The organism is Fibrella rubiginis (genome assembly GCF_017353185.1).
GTDB lineage: Bacteria > Bacteroidota > Bacteroidia > Cytophagales > Spirosomataceae > Fibrella > Fibrella rubiginis.
The window spans coordinates 101,960-122,423 of the sequence record NZ_JAFMYV010000009.1 but is presented as its reverse complement, the minus strand read 5'-3'; the positions used below and the strand labels follow the sequence as shown (position 1 = coordinate 122,423).

The window sequence follows — 20,464 nt, the reverse complement described above, 5'->3', positions numbered from 1 at the left end:
TTTTTGCCCGCCGAAAGAGTAAGTAAGCTGGCCGGGTTGATTATAAAGGTGTGTGACTACTCAAGCTTCCGTATGCAACGACGTTCGATAGTAAAAGGTCTTGTCCTGAGCATAGTAGCCCTGCCCGCGTGGGCATCGGGCTGGAACCCCACCTCACTTGGCCCCATTGCGTTTGGGTCGGTGGATGACGAGGCGCTGCTGGGCGATATCGTTGAGGCCATCATTCCGGAGACCAGCACCCCCGGCGCGAAGTCGCTCAAGGTGCATCAGTTTGCCATGCGCATGATCCGGGATTGTTACGGCGAACCGGCAAAACTTACACTGCAACAGGGGCTTTTGCTGACAGAAACCACGGCGCAGCAGCTATACAATAAATCCTTTGCCGCCTGCGACGCGGGGGGCCGCAAAGACATCCTGGCCAGCCTGTCGCTATCGACTGATCCTGTAGCCAAATCGTTTATCGACCTCATCAAGCGGCTGACCATTCAGGGCTATACCAACTCGGAATATTACATGGTCAACGTCCAGAAATTCAACATGGCACCCGGCTATTACCACGGTTGCGTTCCCGTCGAAAAGCTGGCTGCGGCGTCGGGCCGGTAGTGCAGTTTCCCCTGTCCATCAACACGATATGGCTCTCTTAAACATCGATTCTATCAAGGCGCGGACGTTCGAAGCCATCGTTATTGGTTCCGGTATCAGTGGTGGCTGGGCGGCTAAAGAGCTGACCGGTAAAGGCTTACGCACCCTTGTACTGGAGCGGGGCCGCGACGTGCGGCATGTGACCGACTACCCCACCACCATGATGCAGCCCTGGGAATTTGCGCACCTGGGTCAGCTTTCGAAAGAATACCGTGATGCCAACCCCGTGGCTAGCCGTTGCTACGCCAACCGGGAGGATGCGAGCCATTTTTTCGTGAAAGATGCCGAGCACCCCTACGTGCAGGAAAAACCCTTCGACTGGATTCGGGGGTATCAGGTGGGGGGTAAATCGTTGATGTGGGCGCGGGGAACACAACGCTGGTCGCAGTATGATTTCGATGGACCTGCCCGCGATGGATTTGCCGTGGAATGGCCCATTGGCTACGCTGACCTGGCTCCGTGGTATAGCCATGTGGAGAAATTTGCGGGTATTTCGGGCAACAAAGACGGTCTGGCGGCCCTGCCCGACGGCGAGTTTCTGCCACCCCATGAGCAATCGTGCGTAGAAAAGCACTTCACCGATCAGATGGCGCTGCATTACAACGGCACGCGCCCCGTCATCATTGGCCGCTGTGCGCACCTGACCAAACCCAAGCCTATTCACCTGGCGCAGGGCCGGGGACAGTGCCAGAACCGGTCGCTCTGCCAGCGCGGGTGCCCGTATGGAGGCTATTTCAGCAGCAACTCGTCTACCCTGCCCTGGGCCGCCAAAACGGGTAAGCTCACCCTCCGGCCCGACTCGGTGGTGCATTCGATCATCTTCGACGAAACCAAAAACAAGGCCACTGGCGTGCGGGTGATAGACGCCCACACGAAGCAGATGACGGAGTACTATGCCCGCATTGTGTTTGTCAACGCCGCCACGCTCAACAGCAACCTGATTCTGCTGAACTCCAGATCGCACCGCTTCCCCAACGGCCTTGGCAACGACAACGGCCTGCTGGGCAAGTACATAGCCTTCCACAATTTCCGCACCACCATTTCGGCAGAACACGAGGGCTTCCGCGACACCACCACCGACGGCATCCGGCCCAACGGCAGCTACATTCCGCGTTTTCGCAATGTGGTGAAGCAGGAAACCGACTTTCTGCGGGGTTACGCGGCGGGTTTTGGCTCATACCGCCCCACCGAAACAGACACGTCGGGCCTGGGCGAAGACCTGAAAAACAGCCTCATGCAGCCCAAATGGGGCAACTGGCGCGTAAACTCACACATGATGGGCGAGACGATTCCGAAAGAAACCAACCTCGTCACCCTCGACCCGACTCTGACCGACGCCTGGGGTATTCCGCAGCTTAAGATCTCAGTGGCTTACGACGACAACGACGAGAAAATGATTCGTGATTTCCACGAGCAGATGACCGAGATGCTGACCGTATCGGGCTTCAAAAACATCCGCACCAACGACAAACCCGACAAAGCACCGGGGCTTGATATTCACGAGATGGGCGGCGTACGAATGGGCAAAGACCCCAAAACGTCGCTGCTAAACAAGTGGAATCAGTTGCATCAGTGCAAAAACGTCTTCGTGACAGATGGTGCCTGCATGACCTCCACGTCCACCCAAAACCCGTCGCTCACGTTCATGGCCATCACCGCCCGTGCCGCCAACCACGCCGTAAACGAGTTAAAGCGGGGCGCAGTGTAAATGCCCCCAAACCGGCGCGTCAGCCCGTGTAGGGCTAAACGTGGCGTTCAGGCTGACGCGCCTGACTGTATGCTAAAGTCTCGTATATTGCTTCTAGCTATACGTTACTATAATCGTCGCCCAACCAGCGATGTTTCTCCACACATGACGAACTACGCCAGCCGAATTACCGCCAATCACCAGGTCATGTTGGGTAAACCCGTCATCAAAGGCACCCGCATCACGGTCGAACTCATCCTGCGCAAGCTCTCTGAAGGAGCCACCCCGGCTGATCTGCTTACGATGTACACCCATTTGGAAGAGGCGGACATCTTAGCGGCTTTAGAATTTAGAATTGGATTAGGGGGAATCCCTATAACCAATCTTTAGGTATCAAAGCTAATTCATCGGTCCAAGGTTCTTCTACTAAAGCATCTTGAAATTTATCATCATCTAAGTTAGCATGTTCTATAACTATAATTTGAAGCTGAGAATTCATATTTGTTACAGTATCGAATAACAAATTAAACAGCCGTGAAACTGCTATTACATCAGCCCCAGCCTTTGCTAAATTATTTGTGCTATCGTCCAAAGAAAGATAGTGCTGCTTAGATGGAAAATAAACTTGGGATGGCTGATCCAAAATTAAAAAATGAGGTACTGGACGCGCTTTTTCCAAAAAATACTCGTGAAGTGATAACAGAGTAATGATATGACAACCAAGCCAGTTCTCACCACTACCCATTCGATCCATAGCTATAGGTCGATCTGGCGAATCAGCTATAACTGTTAATTTTTTGGCATCTAACCTGTATCTGGAGTTGAAGGCATGTTCTAATTCAAGATATTTAGCTTTCTCAGTCATTTTTGCGCCTATCACATTAAGAATAGACTCTAAAATATCTTCTACCTGTTCTGCCTCTAGTTGTTCGTTCAAATCTTTTACTAACAATGAGATTTTTTCAATCTCGTTTTGTAACGTAGAATTGACATCAACAGCTTTTACACTCTCTAAGAATAAGCTAATTCTGCCTGCAATACGAGCAGCATGAACATGTAAATCTCTTAGCCGGCTTACATTTTCTTGATCAGTGATAAGAGATTCCAGTCGCTGTTGAGCAACATTCAATTGCTGACCTATATATGAACGTTCAACAGACAGGCTTGTCAAATATTCATTTATTTGTGGGCGCTCCTCTCTAGCATGTGTGACATTATTTTGAATTTTAATCATAGCTTTTCTCATCGACTCTATAGAAGGAGTAGCAACACTCAACTTGGAATCACACAAAGGACAATGTTCATTGTCTACAATACCTCGACCAAATACCTCAATCGCTTTTAACCTTGCAACTTGCTCGTCAGCTTCGTGAGTAAATCCATCAGCCTGCCTTATGTACTCTTCTGCCTCTCGAATTTCATCCATTTTTGATCTGTAATCTTTTCTTAAATCTTTTATGATCTGTTGTTGAACGCTGATAGTACTGTCCGGGCTACTAAGTGATTGAGAAGGCACCCATTGAGAAATTTTGCGCAAACTCTCAATCAAATCTTTATTAGTATCAACTTCATCAACAATTATCCCAGCTGATTTCGCTTCTTCAAATAATCTAACTGCTCCACTATTTTGATTACTGACCACTGACTCTATCTCGTTTCTCTCTCTAATTAATTGCTTCAGTTTTTTCGAAAATTCTTTTTGATCTTGTAACAATTTCAATCTGTCTTCCTGAATTGAGCCTAAAAAATATGGCAAAGTATCTTTAATATGCTGAGAAATATAATCTTCGGATTGTCACCAAAATAGAGATTTTTTATTTGCCACTAAGTTTTGATCTTGAAATAAGTAGTATTTAGTATGATCAATTGTTGCTTGAAAGGAATCCATTGTCCTTCCATCAGCAACTATAGTCTGGTTCGGTGATATCCCTATCAATCTAGACAAGTTTTTCTTAATAGATTCATCATTTGTATTTGCAATTAAATCGCTCATAGCTGGCAGCGATATTACAAAAGACTCTTGCCAATAAACTTGACTTTGTGATAAGGCCATCCCAGAAGGGGATTGTTTGGCAACAAATACTTGTGAATCTTTGAACTGGAGTAACAATGCGTACCAAGATATAACATCTCTGTTTACTCCTTCAAAAACATTAAAAGTTGATCTACCCAGACAGTAATCAACAATGTCAATTATTGCTGACTTACCCGTCCCTGACCTTCCAGTAATAATATTTAATGACCCTAATTTGAAATTAAGGCTACGAACTTTTCCTGTCGTACTGTAAAGGTGTAATGATATTATCTGCATATTACCGTCTGTTAACTAAATCACAATTTAATTCCAAAAATTGAAAACAATGTATCAACGTCATTCACGTCTGCAAGCCATTTTCCTATTAAACTTGCGCTATTAATACAATACAATGTTTCTTCTGTCATCGGATTGTAAGAAGAAGGCAATCGACGTCTTACAGGTAGCAATAAGCCATCCAAATCTACTTTGATAATATTGTGTTGGATGGCAAACATTAGAGTTTCCTTGGTGTAACTCGAAAGTGAATTCACACGCTCATCAAGCCCAATTCTTACCTGTTGATTGTTTTGAAGCCAAGTGTAAAATTTTGTACGAGTTGTAGCTGGTAAGGCTTCACGCGTATTTTTGTGAAGCACTAAAGGTAATATTATGAAAGCTAACGGATAACTAATTCCCTCTTTCTTCCGTTTGTAATATTCAACGACAGCTGTTTTAACAATCAAAGAGCAAAAAGCGGGATTTAGTAGATTAGCTATCTCACCAGGTCGTTCGTTCCACGTAATCATTTTGATTCATTGATGTTTATTACATTTTCTAAAAAACCAAGAAATTTTGGATGCCAGTAAACGCTGGGAGGATCTAAGTCTGCTAACATGTGGAAACTACCACGAGTCACATATTCGTGACTGATAGGCATATTGTTTCTAATTGGAATCTTGGAAGATTCCATCCAGTTGAACACCTCTCGTCCAAACATAATACAATCGTCATCCTTGCTTTGATAAAGCATACCATCCTCTAGATTCGCTACACAACGTTCCCACTCTTCTTTTAGGCGCTTTTCATAATTTATCAATTCATCATCTATTATAAGTGACTCTCTAGTCCATCTTGATCTTTGTTCAAAAGCTCTATAATAATCTAAAATAGCAAATCGTACACGTTTAGCATTTATCTTAATATGATTTAGTTGATGGACGAACACTCTATCATCTTTATTTGTAAAATACTTTAACTCTGGCTCTTCTAGGGCATAATCAATAGGTAAACTGTCACGTTTGAATTGTTCAGAAATAGAAACAATCTTTTGATTTAATTCGTCGAGCATTATCGGATAGGAAGAATCTGCTAGCAACTGTTCAACAACTTTATCAAACCACCATCCCTCTAATCGTTCATATAAAGAGTCAATGTGATTACCATAAGCAGACCTACTAAGTTTTAGTTTTATCTTAGACACAATGTCACGAATATTGTCTGCATCATCAAGAATATGAATTGATTTAATCAATCGCCTTTGCTGAATATTTGTTAAAGATCTAAAGCTGTCAAATGAACTTTTAAGATTTTTATTTGAGGAGTTGCGGGATATTTCCAATAAAATAGTTAAAGCTTTTTCTTCATTTCTATTATATCTTGGTCTTAAGAATTCTGCTGCCGAGCCTGATACAGCAGAAGCTGTCGTTATTAGACTAAGAGTAACATCTTCTGGTCTCCACTTACCTTGTAATAATGAGTCACTCCATACTCTAATGGTCTTCCATAACTCTACGCTTGAATCTGTGATATTCACTGATTTTTTTACGTGGTGTTTCAACTGATCAAGCTTAATTACATCAGTTGTTTCGACCGATATATCATCTAAACATTCTATTCTGATACCAGAGTCTAGTTGTTCTTGGGATAGCAATTCGTATAAAGAGTAGCGAGCTTGATACAGGTACCCTATTGCTTGTGGCCCAGCCGAAAATGGTGTGTTCATTTCATTATATAATTTTATCAACGTTAGGGACTTATAAGGGACTGCAATGCCTTATTATAAGAATAGCCGTAAAAGTATTCATTATTTCATGTTAATCAAACTTGTGTGATCCTTAGACAACTAGATTGTTAGCATTAAGTACGTCTAATAGCTTGTTGGGCATTAGGGTTGGCGGTCGTTAATTTGTGGGTGGCGCGGGGTAGGGTGTTCAGCCAACTTCAGTAGTGGGCTTTACGTAGTACGTTGGCCAGCATGGTTTCGGCGGTGGTTAGCGCGTGGCCTAAGCAGGCCAGAAAACAGTCGAGCCAATCGGTGATGTTGTCATTCCAAATGGTATTCACCGCATAGTTTGCGGCGAATACGGCCAGCTTCTTTCTGTTATCGGTGGCGCAGTTGGCGATGGCGGGCTGTTCCGGAGCCGATACATTTGCCTGAACAATGGCATCTAATGGCTATTGGGTGCTTAGTCCTCTTCTGTTATGTCGCTCAAACTTTCCGTTTACATCGCCACGAGCCTAGACGGGTTTATTGCCCGGCCAGATGGTGCCATCGACTGGCTTACGGCACCGGAACACACCGTTCCAGGTGAAGATTTTGGTTATCAGGCGTTTATACATACTGTCGATGCGCTGGTGATGGGCCGGGGCACGTATGAGACGGTGCTTGCGTTCGGTGAATGGCCCTACGCAAAGCCCGTTTTCGTGCTGAGCCACACGCTCACCCACATACCAGAGCAACTCGCAGACAAGGTTCAGTTGCTGGCGTTGTCGCCGGCCGATACCGTGACGTATCTGGCCGAACGTGGTTTTCAGCATGTCTATCTCGATGGCGGCAAGACCATTCAGGGCTTTCTGCGGGCCGGGTTGGTCGATGAACTGACCCTCTCGCGTATGCCCATACTGCTTGGCGAAGGCATTCCCCTGTTCGGCGTCACCGGGCACGATATCCGGTTCGAGCATCTACAGACGCAGGCATTTCCGAATGGTCTGGTGCAAAGTAAGTATAGGCGGTTAGGGGCTTCGTAGGAAAGCACGTTACTTTGGGGCACTGTACCTATTAACCCCACTTCCTCCTAAACTCCGCCTATATGCGATTTCATTACCGTTTTCTGCCCCTGCTGCTGGTGGGGCTGTTATTGTCTGTATCTGCCGTTTACGCGCAGGATGGGTTTGTGTTTGGTGACCTCATGCCCGACGCGCCTGAACTGGCCGCGCGGGGAACGTACTCCGTGGGGGTGCGGTCGCTGACGCTGGTGCATACGGGGCAGCTGGACGTGCTCCATGCCAGGGCGGGCGAGACCCCGCGCTACGACCGTCCGCTGCCGGTGGAGATCTGGTATCCCGCCACCATCCCCGCCGGAAAGGCCGAACGGGTGCTGTATGAGCAGGTGATGGGCAACTTCAATGATGCCAAACGGCCCCTCATTCCGTTCACTTTCGCCGGACGTGCGCTACGCGATGCCGAACCCAATCGGGGTACAGGCAATCCAGCCGGAGCCACTCCAGCCGGGGGCATATATCCGCTCGTGATCGTATCGCACGGGTACACAGGGTCGCGGTTGCTGTTTACGTACCTGACCGAAAACCTCGCCTCGAAGGGGTACGTCGTGGTCTCCATCGACCATACCGAATCCACGTTCCGTGATGCGGCCGGATTCCAGAGCACATTGCTCAACCGGGCACTCGATGACCTGTTTGTGCTGAACGAAATGGCCCGTCTGAGTGAGAAAGGGGGTAAAACGTTCCTCGCCGGGCTGCTCGACGCCAATAATACCGGCCTGATCGGCTACTCGATGGGGGGCTACGGTGCCCTCAACGCGACGGGAGCGGGTTACAGCGCCAATGCGGGTAAATTCTTTGGGCAAATGACGGGCGGCAGCAAGGCCTTCGAGACCCGCCTGATGAGTTCGCCGGAGTACAAAGCCTCGCTCGATCCACGCATCAAAGCGGTGGTGGCGTTTGCCCCCTGGGGCATGGAGCGCGGCTTTTGGGATGCCGAGGGACTAGCGGGACTCAAACTGCCCACGTTGTTTGTGGCGGGCAGCAAAGACGATATTTCGGGTTATGAGAAAGGCATCAAAGCCATCTTCGACGGGGCCGTAAATGCCGACCGGTACCTGCTCACCTACCTCAACGCCCGGCACAACGTGGCCCCCAACCCGCCGCCGGTTGAGTCGCTGAAGCCGGGTCTGCACATCGACGAGTATTACCGCTACGCCGAACCGGCCTGGAATGAGCGGCGCATCAACAACATCAATCAGCACTTCGTCACGGCATTTCTGGGTATGCACCTCAAAAAGCAGGAATACGCCAAGTACCTCGACGTGCCTCAAAGTGCCAACGACAGCCCCGTCTGGACGGGCTTCAAACCACGTTCGTCGGTGGGACTGGAAATGCGGCATGCAAAGCCGTAAACGACAGCGATAATTTTTAGACAGGATTCGCAGGATGTCAGCGGACGCCGCGCGGGATGAACGGGATTTTCTTCTCTATTCTTGTCCGTTGCAGAGCAAACTGAAAAATCCTGTCAATCCTGCATCAATCCTGAAATCCTGTCCAAAAATCATCGCCGCTTCGCTAACTCATCGAGCAGGTAATCCAGGCCATTCAGTTTAATCTCGTAGAGCGTTTGCAGGAGCATACCGAGTTTACCGGGCGGGAAGCCTTTTTTGGCAAACCATTCAAGGTAATACATGGGTAAATCGCGGAGGATGCGGCCCTTATACTTGCCAAATGGCATTGGGTAGCGCAGCAACTCAAGCAGCAGTTCGGAGTTGGGCAGGGCAGGCTCGGCCATCGGGTATTCGTTGTCAATTTTTAGGCAAAGAACGGGTAAAACGGGCTGGTGTGGCTTTGTGGGCGGTGGCTACGCTGGTTGGCTTCGCGCATCGTGCCCTTCGACAGGCTCAGGGTGACAACGACCTTGAATCAACTAGAGATGATTGCTTATTAGCCTGTCACCCTGAGCCTGTCGAAGGGCACGATGTGCGAAGCCTAGAGCGCGTAGCCACTGCATGCGTACCCCTTTTTATCATCGCGTAAAATTGTATTTGTCAGGTTATTATCTCTATTCAACATGAAAAACACCACGTCAGAACCGGCCGGCAACTCGCGGCGGAGCTTTCTTAAAACGCTGGGCGTGGCCGCCACGGCACCCGCCGCGCTGACCACGGCAGCTAAGGCCACACCCACCACCCAGTACCTGAACCTGATTAAAAACCACGCCAGCAGCGCGGCCAACAGCAAAGTGCGGATTGCACTGATTGGTACGGGCGGCATGGGCATCGGCGACACACAAACGGCGTTGATGGTCGACGGGGTAGAGATGGTGGCGGCCTGCGACCTCTACGACGGTCGGCTGCGCCGGGCCAAGGAGCTTTGGGGCGACGCCCTGCCCGTAACCCGCGATTACCGCACCATTCTGGACCGTCCCGACGTAGATGCCATCATCAACGCGACGACCGACCATTGGCATGAAAAGATCTCCTCCGACGCCATGCGCAAGGGTAAGCACGTCTACTGCGAAAAACCGATGGTGCAGAAAGTGGAAGACGGCCACACGCTGATCAAGGTGTCGAACGAGACGGGCAAGGTATTTCAGGTGGGCAGTCAGTTTGCTTCATCCATCATCATTGCCAAAGCGAAGGAGTTGCTACGGGCGGGCGACATTGGCGAGCTGGTTTTTGCCGAAGCGCAGTACGACCGCCACAGCGCGATGGGTGCCTGGCAGTACTCGATCCCACCCGACGCGTCGCCCCAGACGGTAGACTGGGATACGTACCTGGGCAGTGCCCCCAAGCGCCCCTGGGACCCACTCCGGTTTTTCCGGTGGCGCAACTACCAGGACTACGGCACCGGCATCGCGGGTGATCTGTACGTCCACCTGCTCACCAGCCTGCACACCGTCACGGGGTCGCTGGGACCGAACCGGGTGTATTCGAGCGGAGGCACACGCTACTGGAAAGATGGCCGCGACGTGCCTGACATTCAGCTTAGTATCTATGATTACCCCAAAACCGAGCAACACCCTGAGTTCAACCTCACCACGCGGTCTAACTTCGTAGACGGCGGCGGCGGGGCCTATTTGGTGCGGCTGGTGGGCACCGAGGGCGACCTGTCTATTGGCTGGGACAGCCTGACGGTGCGGAAGAACAAGTTCCCGAAAGCGCCGGGTATGTCGGTGGACAATTTCCCGAAAGATCAGAAGGAGTTGTTCATCGCCGAATACAACCGACTGTACCCGTCAATCCCCGAAATGGATGGTCCGAAGGAGTTCAAATACACGGTGCCGAAAGACTACAAAGGCGACCGGTATGAACACTTTGTCAACTTCTTCAATTCGGTCCGCAACAAAAAACCAAACATCGAAGACGCCACCTTCGGCCTCCGCGCCTGCGGCCCTACGCAGTGCGGCAACATGAGTCTGTTCCAGAAAAAAGTGGTAAGCTGGGACCCGGTAAAAATGAAAATCGGAAATTTAGTTTAGTGAAAATGTCTTTTTGGTAACGGGGGTGTCTTCGGGTGGGGTAAACCTAGCCCGAAGACACCCCCGTTACCAAACACAAGCCTGCCCACTCAAAAACTGCATACCGTAAATACATGACCCACAATCGCCGTCTTTTTCTGAAGCAACTGGGCCTGGGTGCCGTTAGCCTCAGCCTGGCCTCTACCAATGCCGTTTGGGCCGCGCCGCTGCGGTCGGGTAAGCTGCCGCGTAGCTTGCCGGGCCTTCAGGGCGTAGTACCCGGTGGGCTGCTCGACTTTCTGAACGCCGTTGAGAAAGAGAACCTCAATGTACATAGCCTGATGGTGCTGCGCCACGGCAAGGTGGTGGCCGAAGGCTGGTGGGCACCCTACGCACCGGAACTCAAACACACGCTCTATTCGCTTAGTAAAAGCTTCACGTCTACGGCCGTCGGTATGGCCGTGGCCGAAGGCAGGCTAACGGTAGACGACAAAGTGGTTTCGTTCTTTAACGACCAACTGCCCGACACGGTCAGCCCTAACCTGGCGGCCATGCGCGTGAAAGACCTGCTGAGCATGAGCACGGGGCATGATAAAGACACGGCACCAACGTTTCGGGGAAAGGAAACCACAAACTGGATCAAAACATTTCTGGCCCAACCCGTTGACCACCAGCCGGGTACTCACTTCGTGTATAACAGCGGAGCCACCTACATGCTGTCGGCGATTGTGCAGAAGCTCACGGGGCAATCGGTCCTGACGTACCTGAAACCACGTCTGTTTGGCCCGTTGGGCATTGAGGGGGCCGATTGGGAGGTAGACCCCAACGGCATCAATACGGGTGGCTGGGGCCTGCGGGTTCGGACGGAAGACATCGCCAAATTCGGGCAATTGTATTTGCAGAAAGGCCTCTGGAATGGCAAGCGGCTCCTTGCCGAAAGCTGGATCGCCGACGCCACAAAAGCGCAGATCATGCAGCCCGGCACCAACCGCGACAGCAGCGACTGGCTACAGGGCTACGGCTACCAGTTCTGGCGGTGCCGCCACGATGTCTACCGGGGAGACGGCGCCTTCGGACAGTACTGCATTGTGCTGCCCAACCAGGATGCCGTCATTGCCATTACGTCGGAAACGGGCAATATGCCCGCTATACTCAACGCCGTCTGGACCCATATTTTGCCCGCTTTAGGTACCACTGCGCTGACGGGTACGGCTGGTCAGGCCCCGCTGACGCAGAAACTAAGCAGTCTGGCGCTGCCCCTGCCGGTGAGCGAATCGTCGTCACCAATGGCCGCGACGATCAGCGGAAAAACGTATTCGTTTGCGGATAACGCACTGAAGGCCAGTGCGGCTTCACTCACGTTTGGCAAAGACGGAGCTATTTTCAAACTCCACGACGATCAGGGCGATCACCAGGTGCTGTGCGGCATCAATCGCTGGGCCAACGGTGAAACAACGTTTTCCTCGACACCGCTGAAACTAACCGAAACGCTTATTCCCGGCGAGACCAAAACCCGCACCGCCGCCAGTGGTAGCTGGACTGATCCAAACACGTTTATGATGACGTGGCGCTTTATCGAAACAGCGCACTACGAAACCGTTACCTGCCAATTTGGACCCGACTCCCTACGTGTGGCCTTCGAGAGCAGCCTATCGAAACTAAACAAAACCAAAGACAAGCGACCCGTTTTGCAGGGAAAATTGCGGAGTGGCGCGGTAAGCGAACGGGGGTAGCCAACACCCTGTTGACCCTACCAATTAACCAGTTAACGCTTCTCATAAACGGCACTAAACCTTCGCTGCGCTGTTTTGTCAAAGCTGTATCAATTTGATAATGGATACGGTAATGAACGGAGCAATAGGCATCAAGATAGTGGCGGCGGGGCTGGTCCTGGGTTTGGGCGGTACCCTCGCGTCATGTGCGCAGGGCGGATACGGTGGCTACAACTACCCACAGCAGCAACCAAGCTATCCCAGTCAGCAGCCGGGCTATAGCAACCCACAGTACGGATACGATCAACCGGGTTATGGCCAACAACCATACGGTCAGCAAGGGTACGGTCAGCCTGACTTCTACGCTAACCTGTCGCCCTACGGCCAATGGGTGCAGACGCCCGAATACGGCACCGTCTGGATCCCCAACGCCGGACCCGATTTCCAGCCCTATGCCAGCAATGGGCACTGGGTTGTAACCGAATATGGCAACACCTGGGTATCTGATTACCCCTGGGGCTGGGCACCGTTTCACTATGGCCGCTGGTATCAGGACCGATACCGGGGCTGGGCCTGGGTGCCGGGCAACGACTGGGGGCCAGCCTGGGTATCGTGGCGGTCGGGTGGTGGCTACTACGGCTGGGCACCGCTGGGACCGGGTCTGAACGTGAATGTCAACATTACTATTCCGGCTCCGTACTGGACGTTCGTGCCGCAGGCCTACATCACCAGCCCACGGCTCTATAGCTACTGCGTACCCCGCCAGCGGGTGTATAACGTGTACCAGAGCACCACCATCATCAACAACATATATCGGGTAAACAACCGTGAGTATGCCTACGGCCCGCGCCGCGAGGAGATTGAGCAGGTAACACGCCGTTCGGTGCCGGTATATCGGGTTGAAAACGCTGGTCGGCCGGGCCGCGACGAAGTGCGGGGCGATGTGGTGGGTATTTACCGACCCAACGAAGGGCGCAACAGCCGGGGTGATGGCCGTTACGATGCCAACAGCAACCCCAACATTCCCCGTGCTGACCGATCTGGCGAGTCACGTGGGTATCCCAACGCAGGTGCTTATCCGGGCGGTAATGCCCGCGGTGGTGCCGGTACGTATTCCAATGGTAACACAAGGGGCGACGTAAATGCTTATCCGGGCGGTGGTTCGCGGGGTAGCGGTGGCACATATTCGGGCGAAACCCAACGTATGCCGTCGCCAGAAGTGACACCCTCGTATCCGCAACGTGGTTATGGGTCACGCGGTGGTGGACGTTCCATAGAGGTTACGCCCACCCCTCAGCCCCAGGTACAGCAACAGGCACCACAGCAAAACCAGCCTTACAGCCCACCCGCGGAAAGGCAGCAACAGGGCGGCTGGGGTGGCCGTCGGGGTGGAGGCTACACGCAGCCGGAGGCCCCCGCTCAGGCCAGTCCGCAGCCACAGGTTCAGCCCCAGCGCGGTGGTGGTTTCGAGCGGCAGGTAGAGAGTCAGCCACCCGTACAGCCACATGTGCAGGAGCAACGCGGCGGCAACGAACAGCGCGGTCAGGGTGGCCAGCCACAGCAGTCGCAGGGGGGCAACTTTGGTGGTCGCGGTTCGCGCGGGCCACGGTAGGTTCTCCACAATAGTGTACACAAAAGCCAGCCCTTAAGCGGGGACTGGCTTTTGTGCTTAACAGTTTATTCGCCGCATAGTATGCGGCGAATATATCCCTTATTCGCCGCAATAATCTTTTTCATGTCGGCATTCAAAGCGCCAGGCTCAATGCGTATGGCTCAACCATTGAACTACAGGTAGCTATCAACTATATGCCATTCAATAAGTTGGCTAAACGGAATACGGGCTCAACTAGTACAGACAGGGCAACCACTCCACTGAAACACACGTATGAAGACCCAGCCACTTGTTACGCCCACTGTCGCCGATGCATTCGATCAGACGACCATTGACCCAAACACCACACTCGACATTTTTATTGGGCCGAAAAATACCATTACCGAACTGGCCGACACCGTTGATATCCTGGATGGCGTGCGGGCCGAAACCATCGACATCACCAACAAGCAGGATGGTACCCACGTGGAGGTTATCGTGCTCGAAGAACAATCGGCCGACCAGCCGGACAAAGACATGGTCGACAATTTCATTACCGTCGATGGCATTGGCCCGGAGGTAGCGACGCTATTACAGGCCGGGGGTATCCGCAGTTTTCGGCAGTTGGCCAACACCTCCGTCGACCAAATCCGGGCCATTCTGGACGCGGCCGGGCCACGGTTTCGTATCCACGACGCCACCAACTGGCCCGAGCGTGCTGGTCAACTAGCCCAAAACCAGTCGCTTACGCGGCCCGACGATACGCAGTTGCCGTATGGCTTTGGTCAGTGGCCGAACCAGAAGACAAGGAATAAGCCAACCGCCTGAACGCCCACCCGGCTGACAACGGGTAAATGAATTCGGCGAAACGCTTACGTTGAACAAACCAAACAGCGTTCAGCTATGCGCTCGTTCCTACTTCTGTTGCTTGTTGCCCTAACCCCAGCGGCGTTTGGGCAGGCGTTGGTCAGCAATGGGTCACGCGAGATTGTGTTCCGGTCGGTCAACGTGGTGCCAATGGACCAAAACGTAGTCCTTGATAACCAGACTGTTGTTGTTAAGAACGGCCGTATTACGGCTATGGGCCGCGAGGGCAGTGTGCGCTTTGGCCGGGATGCGCAGGTGGTCGACGGTAAAGGAAAATACCTGCTGCCCGGCTGGGCCGAAATGCACGCGCACGTGCCGCCCATCGACGACCTGGAGCCGATGAAGGACGGGCTGATGCTGTATCTGACCAACGGCATCACCACAATTCGCGGAATGCTGGGGCACCCAAAGCACCTTGAACTCAGGCAGCTGGTTAACGCAGGCACCGTGCTGGGACCTCATTTCTACACCACAGGCCCGTCGTTCAATGGGCAAACGGTGAAGACAGCGGAGCGAGGTGCCGAGATGGTACGCGAGCAGAAAACAGCCGGTTATGACTACCTGAAACTACACCCCGGCCTGACCAACGCCACGTTTCCGGCCATTGCCCGCACGGCCCACGAGGTGGGTATCCCGTTTGTGGGGCACGTTTCGTTCAACGTCGGTGTGTGGCGGGCCATCGACGCCGGTTATTCGTCCATCGACCATCTCGACGGGTTTGTAGAAGCTATCACACCACGCAGCGACACCCTGGCCGAGCAGGAAACGGGCCTGTTTGGGGCCTGGATTGCCTACCGCGCCGATACTACGCTGATTCCCAAACTCATGCGCGCCCTGCGCGACAAGTCTATCTGGGTGGTGCCCACGCAGGCCCTGGCCGAGCGGTGGCTGTCGCCGCAACGGGCCGAGGCCTACACCAGCGCACCGGAAATGGTGTACATGAAACCGCAGGAAATCAAGAACTGGACAGATGCCAAAAACGGGTACCTCAGCAACCCGCAGTTTAGCCAAGCGCACGCAGAGCAACTGATTCAGGTGCGCCGGAAACTGATTCGCGATTGCCAGCGCAATGGTGTGGGGCTGCTGTTGGGGTCAGATGCCCCGCAGGTGTTTAACGTCCCCGGATTTTCTATCCACCACGAAATGCAATACATGGTCGATGCCGGACTCACTCCCTACGAGGCGCTGCGCGCAGGCACGGTCAACGTGGCGGCCTACCTGAACAAAAAAGATGCGGGTACCATCAAAACCGGTAATGTGTCGGACCTGGTGCTGCTGAGCGGCAACCCCCTGACCGACATTCGTCAGACGCGCCGCATCGAAGGCGTGATGATAGGCACCAACTGGCTGCCGAAAGCCTATATCGAACAGGCGCTGGCGAAACTGAAAAAACAATAGCGCCGTTGCACTAGTCACTTATGACTCAAACCGAGCTTTACGACCAGCTTATTGCGGCCGTTACCGACAACCTCACCAGCCCCTGGACCATCTGCCGCCTGAATGGCCGTTACCTCGACAACGGGCAGGATGTGGAGTTTGATGGTCTTTACCTGACTCCCGACGGCGACGAAAAACCGCTTTCGACGGATTTCCACGAAGACGTAGCCGAGGCCGTTGTAGCCCTTTATGAGCTTCGCAAAATGCAGGGCCAACCCCGCGCCAACGTATTGCAGCTAGACCTGTCGGCGCAGGGAAAATATACCGTGCAGTTTAGCTGGGACCAGGAAATGCAGGACGAAGAAGACCACTTCAATAAAGGCGGCACCGCCCGCGAGTGGCAGGCCATTCGCGAAGCAAAATACGGGGCTGAACAGCAGGACTAATAACCGCTAATTGCTTATGCACATGGCCCGCATAGCCGTCGATTTTGGCCTGGTGGTGCTGATCTGGCTCGTGCAGCTTATCATTTACCCCAGCTTTCGGTATTACAGTCCCGCCGAACTGGCCATCTGGCATCCTCAATACAGCAACATGATCACGCTGATTGTGGGTCCGCTTATGCTGGCGCAGGTGGGGCTGGTGGGCATCGATCTGTGGCAGCGTTTTTCGTGGCCTACCCTGTTGTCGGCTATGCTGGTCGGGCTGATGTGGGCCGCTACGGCCTTTGTATCCGTGCCCATCCACAATGCCATCGGTGCTGGCGATGCGTCTGCTGCTACCCTCGCCCGCCTGGTCGATACCAACTGGCTACGCACCATTGGCTGGACAGTCATTTTTTTATTAGGGTTGATGCGGAGGTAGTAGCCCCGCGTTGGCTGGCGCATTAGTGAGGCTTCGCGCTGGTGTGGCTTCGCGCTCTAGGCCCTTCGACAAGCTCAGGGTGACGGGCTACTGGAAAAGCACCCTAAGTTGATTCAAGGTCGTTGTCACCCTGAGCTTGTCGAAGGGCCTAGAGCGCGAAGCCACACCAGCGCGAAGCCACACTAATGCGCCAGCCAACGCGGGGATATACAGACTGCTAAGACCAGGGCTCATCGGCGCTGGGGCCGTAGCTGCCGGGGATGGGAATATCGAGCAGGCGGAGATAGACGCCCAGTTGCGCCCGGTGATGCACCGTCTGCGAATAGGCCATGCGGATCACCTCCCCTTTAGTGTCGGTGCTGATGATAGTGTCGCCATTGCGTAGGATCCAGGTGGGTTCCAGGTCGGCTTCGGTGGCGGTGCTGAGGGCAGCTTTGCCTTCGGCAAGCGATTTCTCGAAAATGGCTATGACATCCGCTGTGCTGGCAACGGGAGTGGGCGTGAAATCCAGCGTGGCGAAATCGAGGCCATCGGCGTGTAGCGCCATTGACACCCAGGAAGGCAGTTCGGCAATATGGACCGCCAGGGCGCGCATGGGCATACTTTTCGGATGCGGTTGCCAGTCGAGCTTATCGTCGGGAATACGGCTGAGCATCTTGCGGGTGGTGTTGCTTTCCATATCCATTTCTGCGGCAAGCGATTCGATGATGTTCATAATTGTTCGGTTTGGTTGAGCACCAAAGGTCGCGGCGGGTGGTGACAGCCCTATGTCAGCAGACTTTTCGAGGCATTAGTCTATAAAATAGCTCTATCAAGTGGACCATTTAGTAGGTCCGCCTCACCCTAAACCTGGCAGGGGCGTTTGGTTAAAACAAAACCAATCAATTGTTATGAGAAACCTGCGTACTACTGTTTCCTTTCTGGCCACAATAACTACCCTGGCAGTTGCCCTGGTGGTCACCTCCTGCGAGGAACGCGACCTGCCCGGTCAGCGAATTATCCAGTCGAACAATCCAAAGCCAGACTGGGGCCCAACCATCACCCCGCAGATGCTGGCTGTTATTGAAGAGTTGGGTCGGCTGGCCCCCACGCCCATCGACCAGCTTACGCCACAGCAGGCCCGGCAGCAGCCTACGTTTAAAGATGCCGTTAATTCACTGCTCGACAAGAACAACGTACCCCGCCCCACGGCCAACGTGACCATCAGCGAACGCCAGATTCCGGGATACAACAACGTACCTATTCGGGTGAAAATCTACACCCCGAACACAGGCCCGGCCATAAAACCGGTGTTGGTGTATTACCACGGCGGCGGCTGGGTTATTGGCAGCCCGGAAGTGTATGAGTATTCAACGCTGGCCCTGGCGCAGTCGACGGGTGCGGTAGTGGTGTCGGTGGATTACCGGCTCTCACCCGAAAACAAGTTTCCTATTGCGCACGAAGATGCCTTTGCGGCTTACAAGTGGGTGAAAAACAACGCGTCACAGATTGGCGGTGATGCCAACAAAGTGGCTGTAGGTGGCGAAAGCGCGGGAGGTAACATGGCGATTACAACCAGTATGCTGGCCCGCGACCGGGGTGTGGCCCTGCCCGTGCACATCCTGGCGGTGTTTCCCGTGGCGAATAACGACCTGAATACGGCTTCGTATCAGCAGTACGCCAACGCCAAACCGCTGAACAAAGCAGCCATTGTCTACTTCACCAACAACTATTTCAATTCTCCTGCCGACGGCGACAGCCCCCTGATCTCGCTGGTCGATGTGGCGAATCTGAAGGGATTACCCAATACTACTATCATTGCCGCCGAGATTGACCCGCTGCAAACCGAGGGCATGCAACTCCGCGACGTGATGCGGGCACAGGGCGTAACGGTCACCTACCAACTCTATACCGGTATCACGCACGAGTTCTTCGGTATGTACGCTATCCTCCCCGAAGCCCAGCAAGCCCAAACCCTGGCTGCCACGCAGTTGATCAACGCGTTTAAATAGGGAGTCTTCTGTTGCTACGCGCTGGTGTGGGCTGACGCGTGGCCCTTCGACAGGCTCAGGGTGACAGGGAAATGGATTCAGTTTCTTGAGCTGATTCAAGATCGTTGTCACCCTGAGCCTGTCGAAGGGCCACGCGTCAGCCCACACCAGCGCGTAGCAACAGTAAACTTCCTTTACAACGTTGCCATGTCGATCACGAATCGGTAGCGCACATCGCCGCGGAGCATGCGGTCGTAGGATGCCGTGATGTCTTTGATGTCGATGAGTTCGATGTCGGAGACGATGTTATGTTCGGCGCAGTAGTCCAGCATTTCCTGCGTTTCGGCGATACCGCCAATGCTGGAGCCAGCAATACTCTTGCGCCCGTTGACCACCCCGAAGGCCGGAAATTGAATCGCCTCGGAGGGCAAACCCACCACGATATGCACGCCGTCGCGGCGCAGCAGTGAGAGGTAGAAGCGAAAATCGTGTTGCGCCGAAACCGTGTCGATGATGAAATCGAACGACCCTTTCACGGCCCGTACCTGCTCTTTATCAGTCGTGACGACGAATTTGTGCGCACCCAGCTTTTTGGCATCTGCTTCCTTGGCGGGCGATGTGCTCAGCACCGTTACTTCGGCACCAAACGCCACCCCGAATTTAACCGCCATGTGGCCCAGTCCGCCCAGCCCCAGCACCGCCAGTTTATGGCCCGGCCCCACGTTCCAGTGCCGCAGGGGCGAATAGGTGGTGATACCCGCGCACAGCAACGGTGCCACAGCGGGTAGCGACAGTTTATCGGAGATGTGCAGCACGAAATCTTCGTTGACCACAATGGTGTTGGAATAGCCGCCGTAGGTGGGGGTTTTACCGTCGCGTTCGTAGCTGTTGTAGGTGCCTACGTTACCTTTCAAGCAATACTGCTCAAGCCCATCCTGGCAGTTTTCGCAGGTGCGGCACGAGTCGACCATGCAGCCAGTTCCAGCCAGATCACCTACCTTGAATTTGGTCACGTGTTCGCCCACGGCTACCACCTTGCCCACAATTTCGTGGCCCGGCACCATCGGAAAAATACCCGGAAACCAGTCGTTCTTGATCTGGTGGAGGTCGGAATGGCATACGCCACAATACATAATATCGAACTGAACATCGTGGGGGCCTACTTCGCGGCGGTCAAAATCCCAGGGTGCCAAATCACTCGTCGCCGTCTGTGCGGCGTAACTTTTTGCTGCAATCATAAATGTAAAATGAGTTTGAAGTTTAAGGTCTAA

At 53.1% G+C, this 20,464-nt stretch carries 21 protein-coding genes; 13 read left to right on the top strand and 8 right to left on the bottom strand.

All coding sequences use genetic code 11. The annotated features are described in order from the left end of the window. Positions 1-72 precede the first annotated feature (72 nt). The 3 genes from J2I47_RS17510 (at position 73) to J2I47_RS17500 (ending at position 2,719) form a co-directional block, all read left to right on the top strand. A complete protein-coding gene (locus tag J2I47_RS17510; RefSeq protein WP_207365893.1) occupies positions 73-603 on the top strand; it encodes a gluconate 2-dehydrogenase subunit 3 family protein in 531 nt (176 codons plus the stop codon). A 28-nt stretch (positions 604-631) separates the two neighbouring features. Then, positions 632-2,350, top strand: a complete 1,719-nt coding sequence (locus J2I47_RS17505) for a GMC oxidoreductase (protein ID WP_207365892.1) — start codon at positions 632-634, stop codon at positions 2,348-2,350. 144 nt (positions 2,351-2,494) lie between these two features. Further along, positions 2,495-2,719: a DUF433 domain-containing protein gene (locus J2I47_RS17500; protein WP_207365891.1), complete on the top strand. Its 225-nt coding sequence runs from the start codon at positions 2,495-2,497 to the stop codon at positions 2,717-2,719. Here the strand turns inward: J2I47_RS17500 and J2I47_RS17495 are convergent. From J2I47_RS17495 to J2I47_RS26800, 5 genes are all read right to left on the bottom strand, one after another. Further along, positions 2,703-4,085, bottom strand: a complete 1,383-nt coding sequence (locus tag J2I47_RS17495) for a DUF3732 domain-containing protein (RefSeq protein ID WP_207365890.1) — start codon at positions 4,083-4,085, stop codon at positions 2,703-2,705. The two genes, J2I47_RS17500 and J2I47_RS17495, sit on opposite strands and share 17 nt — an antisense overlap. 39 nt (positions 4,086-4,124) lie before the next feature. Further along, positions 4,125-4,640 carry a hypothetical protein gene (locus tag J2I47_RS17490; protein WP_207365889.1) on the bottom strand — a complete coding sequence of 172 codons (516 nt, stop codon included), beginning with the start codon at positions 4,638-4,640 and terminating at the stop codon, positions 4,125-4,127. A gap of 20 nt (positions 4,641-4,660) precedes the next feature. Further along, entirely contained in the window at positions 4,661-5,152 is a 492-nt protein-coding gene (locus J2I47_RS17485) for a three component ABC system middle component (protein WP_207365888.1), read from the bottom strand. Continuing rightward, positions 5,149-6,348 carry an ABC-three component system protein gene (locus J2I47_RS17480; RefSeq protein WP_207365887.1) on the bottom strand — a complete coding sequence of 400 codons (1,200 nt, stop codon included), beginning with the start codon at positions 6,346-6,348 and terminating at the stop codon, positions 5,149-5,151. The genes J2I47_RS17485 and J2I47_RS17480 overlap by 4 nt, the downstream gene beginning before the upstream one ends. A gap of 218 nt (positions 6,349-6,566) precedes the next feature. Beyond that, positions 6,567-6,689 (bottom strand): hypothetical protein, encoded by a 123-nt coding sequence (locus J2I47_RS26800; RefSeq protein WP_262899027.1) that lies wholly within the window; start codon positions 6,687-6,689, stop codon positions 6,567-6,569. Between the two features lie 138 nt (positions 6,690-6,827). On the opposite strand from J2I47_RS26800, the gene J2I47_RS17475 reads away from it, so the two are divergent. Both J2I47_RS17475 and J2I47_RS17470 read left to right on the top strand, forming a co-directional pair. Next, the gene (locus J2I47_RS17475) at positions 6,828-7,373 is read left to right on the top strand and encodes a dihydrofolate reductase family protein (RefSeq protein ID WP_207365886.1); all 546 of its coding nucleotides are present in this window, start codon (positions 6,828-6,830) and stop codon (positions 7,371-7,373) included. A 62-nt stretch (positions 7,374-7,435) separates the two neighbouring features. Next, positions 7,436-8,761 carry an alpha/beta hydrolase family protein gene (locus J2I47_RS17470; protein ID WP_207365885.1) on the top strand — a complete coding sequence of 442 codons (1,326 nt, stop codon included), beginning with the start codon at positions 7,436-7,438 and terminating at the stop codon, positions 8,759-8,761. Positions 8,762-8,910: 149 nt separating this feature from the next. On the opposite strand, the gene J2I47_RS17465 is transcribed toward J2I47_RS17470, so the two are convergent. Beyond that, a complete protein-coding gene (locus J2I47_RS17465) occupies positions 8,911-9,144 on the bottom strand; it encodes a DUF3820 family protein (protein ID WP_207365884.1) in 234 nt (77 codons plus the stop codon). A gap of 279 nt (positions 9,145-9,423) precedes the next feature. Here J2I47_RS17465 and J2I47_RS17460 point away from each other — a divergent pair, with 279 nt between their 5' ends. The 7 genes from J2I47_RS17460 to J2I47_RS17430 all read left to right on the top strand — a co-directional run bounded on the left by J2I47_RS17460 (position 9,424) and on the right by J2I47_RS17430 (position 17,223). Then, the gene (locus J2I47_RS17460; RefSeq protein ID WP_207365883.1) at positions 9,424-10,833 is read left to right on the top strand and encodes a Gfo/Idh/MocA family protein; all 1,410 of its coding nucleotides are present in this window, start codon (positions 9,424-9,426) and stop codon (positions 10,831-10,833) included. Between the two features lie 113 nt (positions 10,834-10,946). Continuing rightward, entirely contained in the window at positions 10,947-12,545 is a 1,599-nt protein-coding gene (locus tag J2I47_RS17455; RefSeq protein WP_207365882.1) for a serine hydrolase domain-containing protein, read from the top strand. A 112-nt stretch (positions 12,546-12,657) separates the two neighbouring features. Beyond that, complete coding sequence (locus J2I47_RS17450) at positions 12,658-14,136, top strand: DUF6600 domain-containing protein (RefSeq protein WP_207365881.1); 1,479 nt, start codon at positions 12,658-12,660, stop codon at positions 14,134-14,136. A gap of 273 nt (positions 14,137-14,409) precedes the next feature. Then, a complete protein-coding gene (locus J2I47_RS17445) occupies positions 14,410-14,943 on the top strand; it encodes a helix-hairpin-helix domain-containing protein (RefSeq protein WP_207365880.1) in 534 nt (177 codons plus the stop codon). A 75-nt stretch (positions 14,944-15,018) separates the two neighbouring features. Then, positions 15,019-16,380, top strand: coding sequence for an amidohydrolase family protein (locus J2I47_RS17440; protein ID WP_207365879.1), 1,362 nt, complete (start codon positions 15,019-15,021; stop codon positions 16,378-16,380). 20 nt (positions 16,381-16,400) lie between these two features. Beyond that, on the top strand, positions 16,401-16,805 hold the full coding sequence (locus J2I47_RS17435; protein ID WP_207365878.1) for a hypothetical protein: 405 nt from the start codon (positions 16,401-16,403) through the stop codon (positions 16,803-16,805). A gap of 22 nt (positions 16,806-16,827) precedes the next feature. Beyond that, positions 16,828-17,223, top strand: a complete 396-nt coding sequence (locus tag J2I47_RS17430) for a hypothetical protein (RefSeq protein ID WP_229374709.1) — start codon at positions 16,828-16,830, stop codon at positions 17,221-17,223. 217 nt (positions 17,224-17,440) lie between these two features. On the opposite strand, the gene J2I47_RS17425 is transcribed toward J2I47_RS17430, so the two are convergent. Further along, positions 17,441-17,938, bottom strand: a complete 498-nt coding sequence (locus J2I47_RS17425) for a DinB family protein (protein WP_207365876.1) — start codon at positions 17,936-17,938, stop codon at positions 17,441-17,443. Between the two features lie 175 nt (positions 17,939-18,113). On the opposite strand from J2I47_RS17425, the gene J2I47_RS17420 reads away from it, so the two are divergent. After that, positions 18,114-19,214, top strand: coding sequence for an alpha/beta hydrolase (locus tag J2I47_RS17420; protein WP_207365875.1), 1,101 nt, complete (start codon positions 18,114-18,116; stop codon positions 19,212-19,214). Positions 19,215-19,387: 173 nt separating this feature from the next. On the opposite strand, the gene J2I47_RS17415 is transcribed toward J2I47_RS17420, so the two are convergent. Further along, positions 19,388-20,431 (bottom strand): NAD(P)-dependent alcohol dehydrogenase, encoded by a 1,044-nt coding sequence (locus J2I47_RS17415; protein ID WP_207365874.1) that lies wholly within the window; start codon positions 20,429-20,431, stop codon positions 19,388-19,390. Between the last annotated feature and the right edge of the window lie 33 nt (positions 20,432-20,464).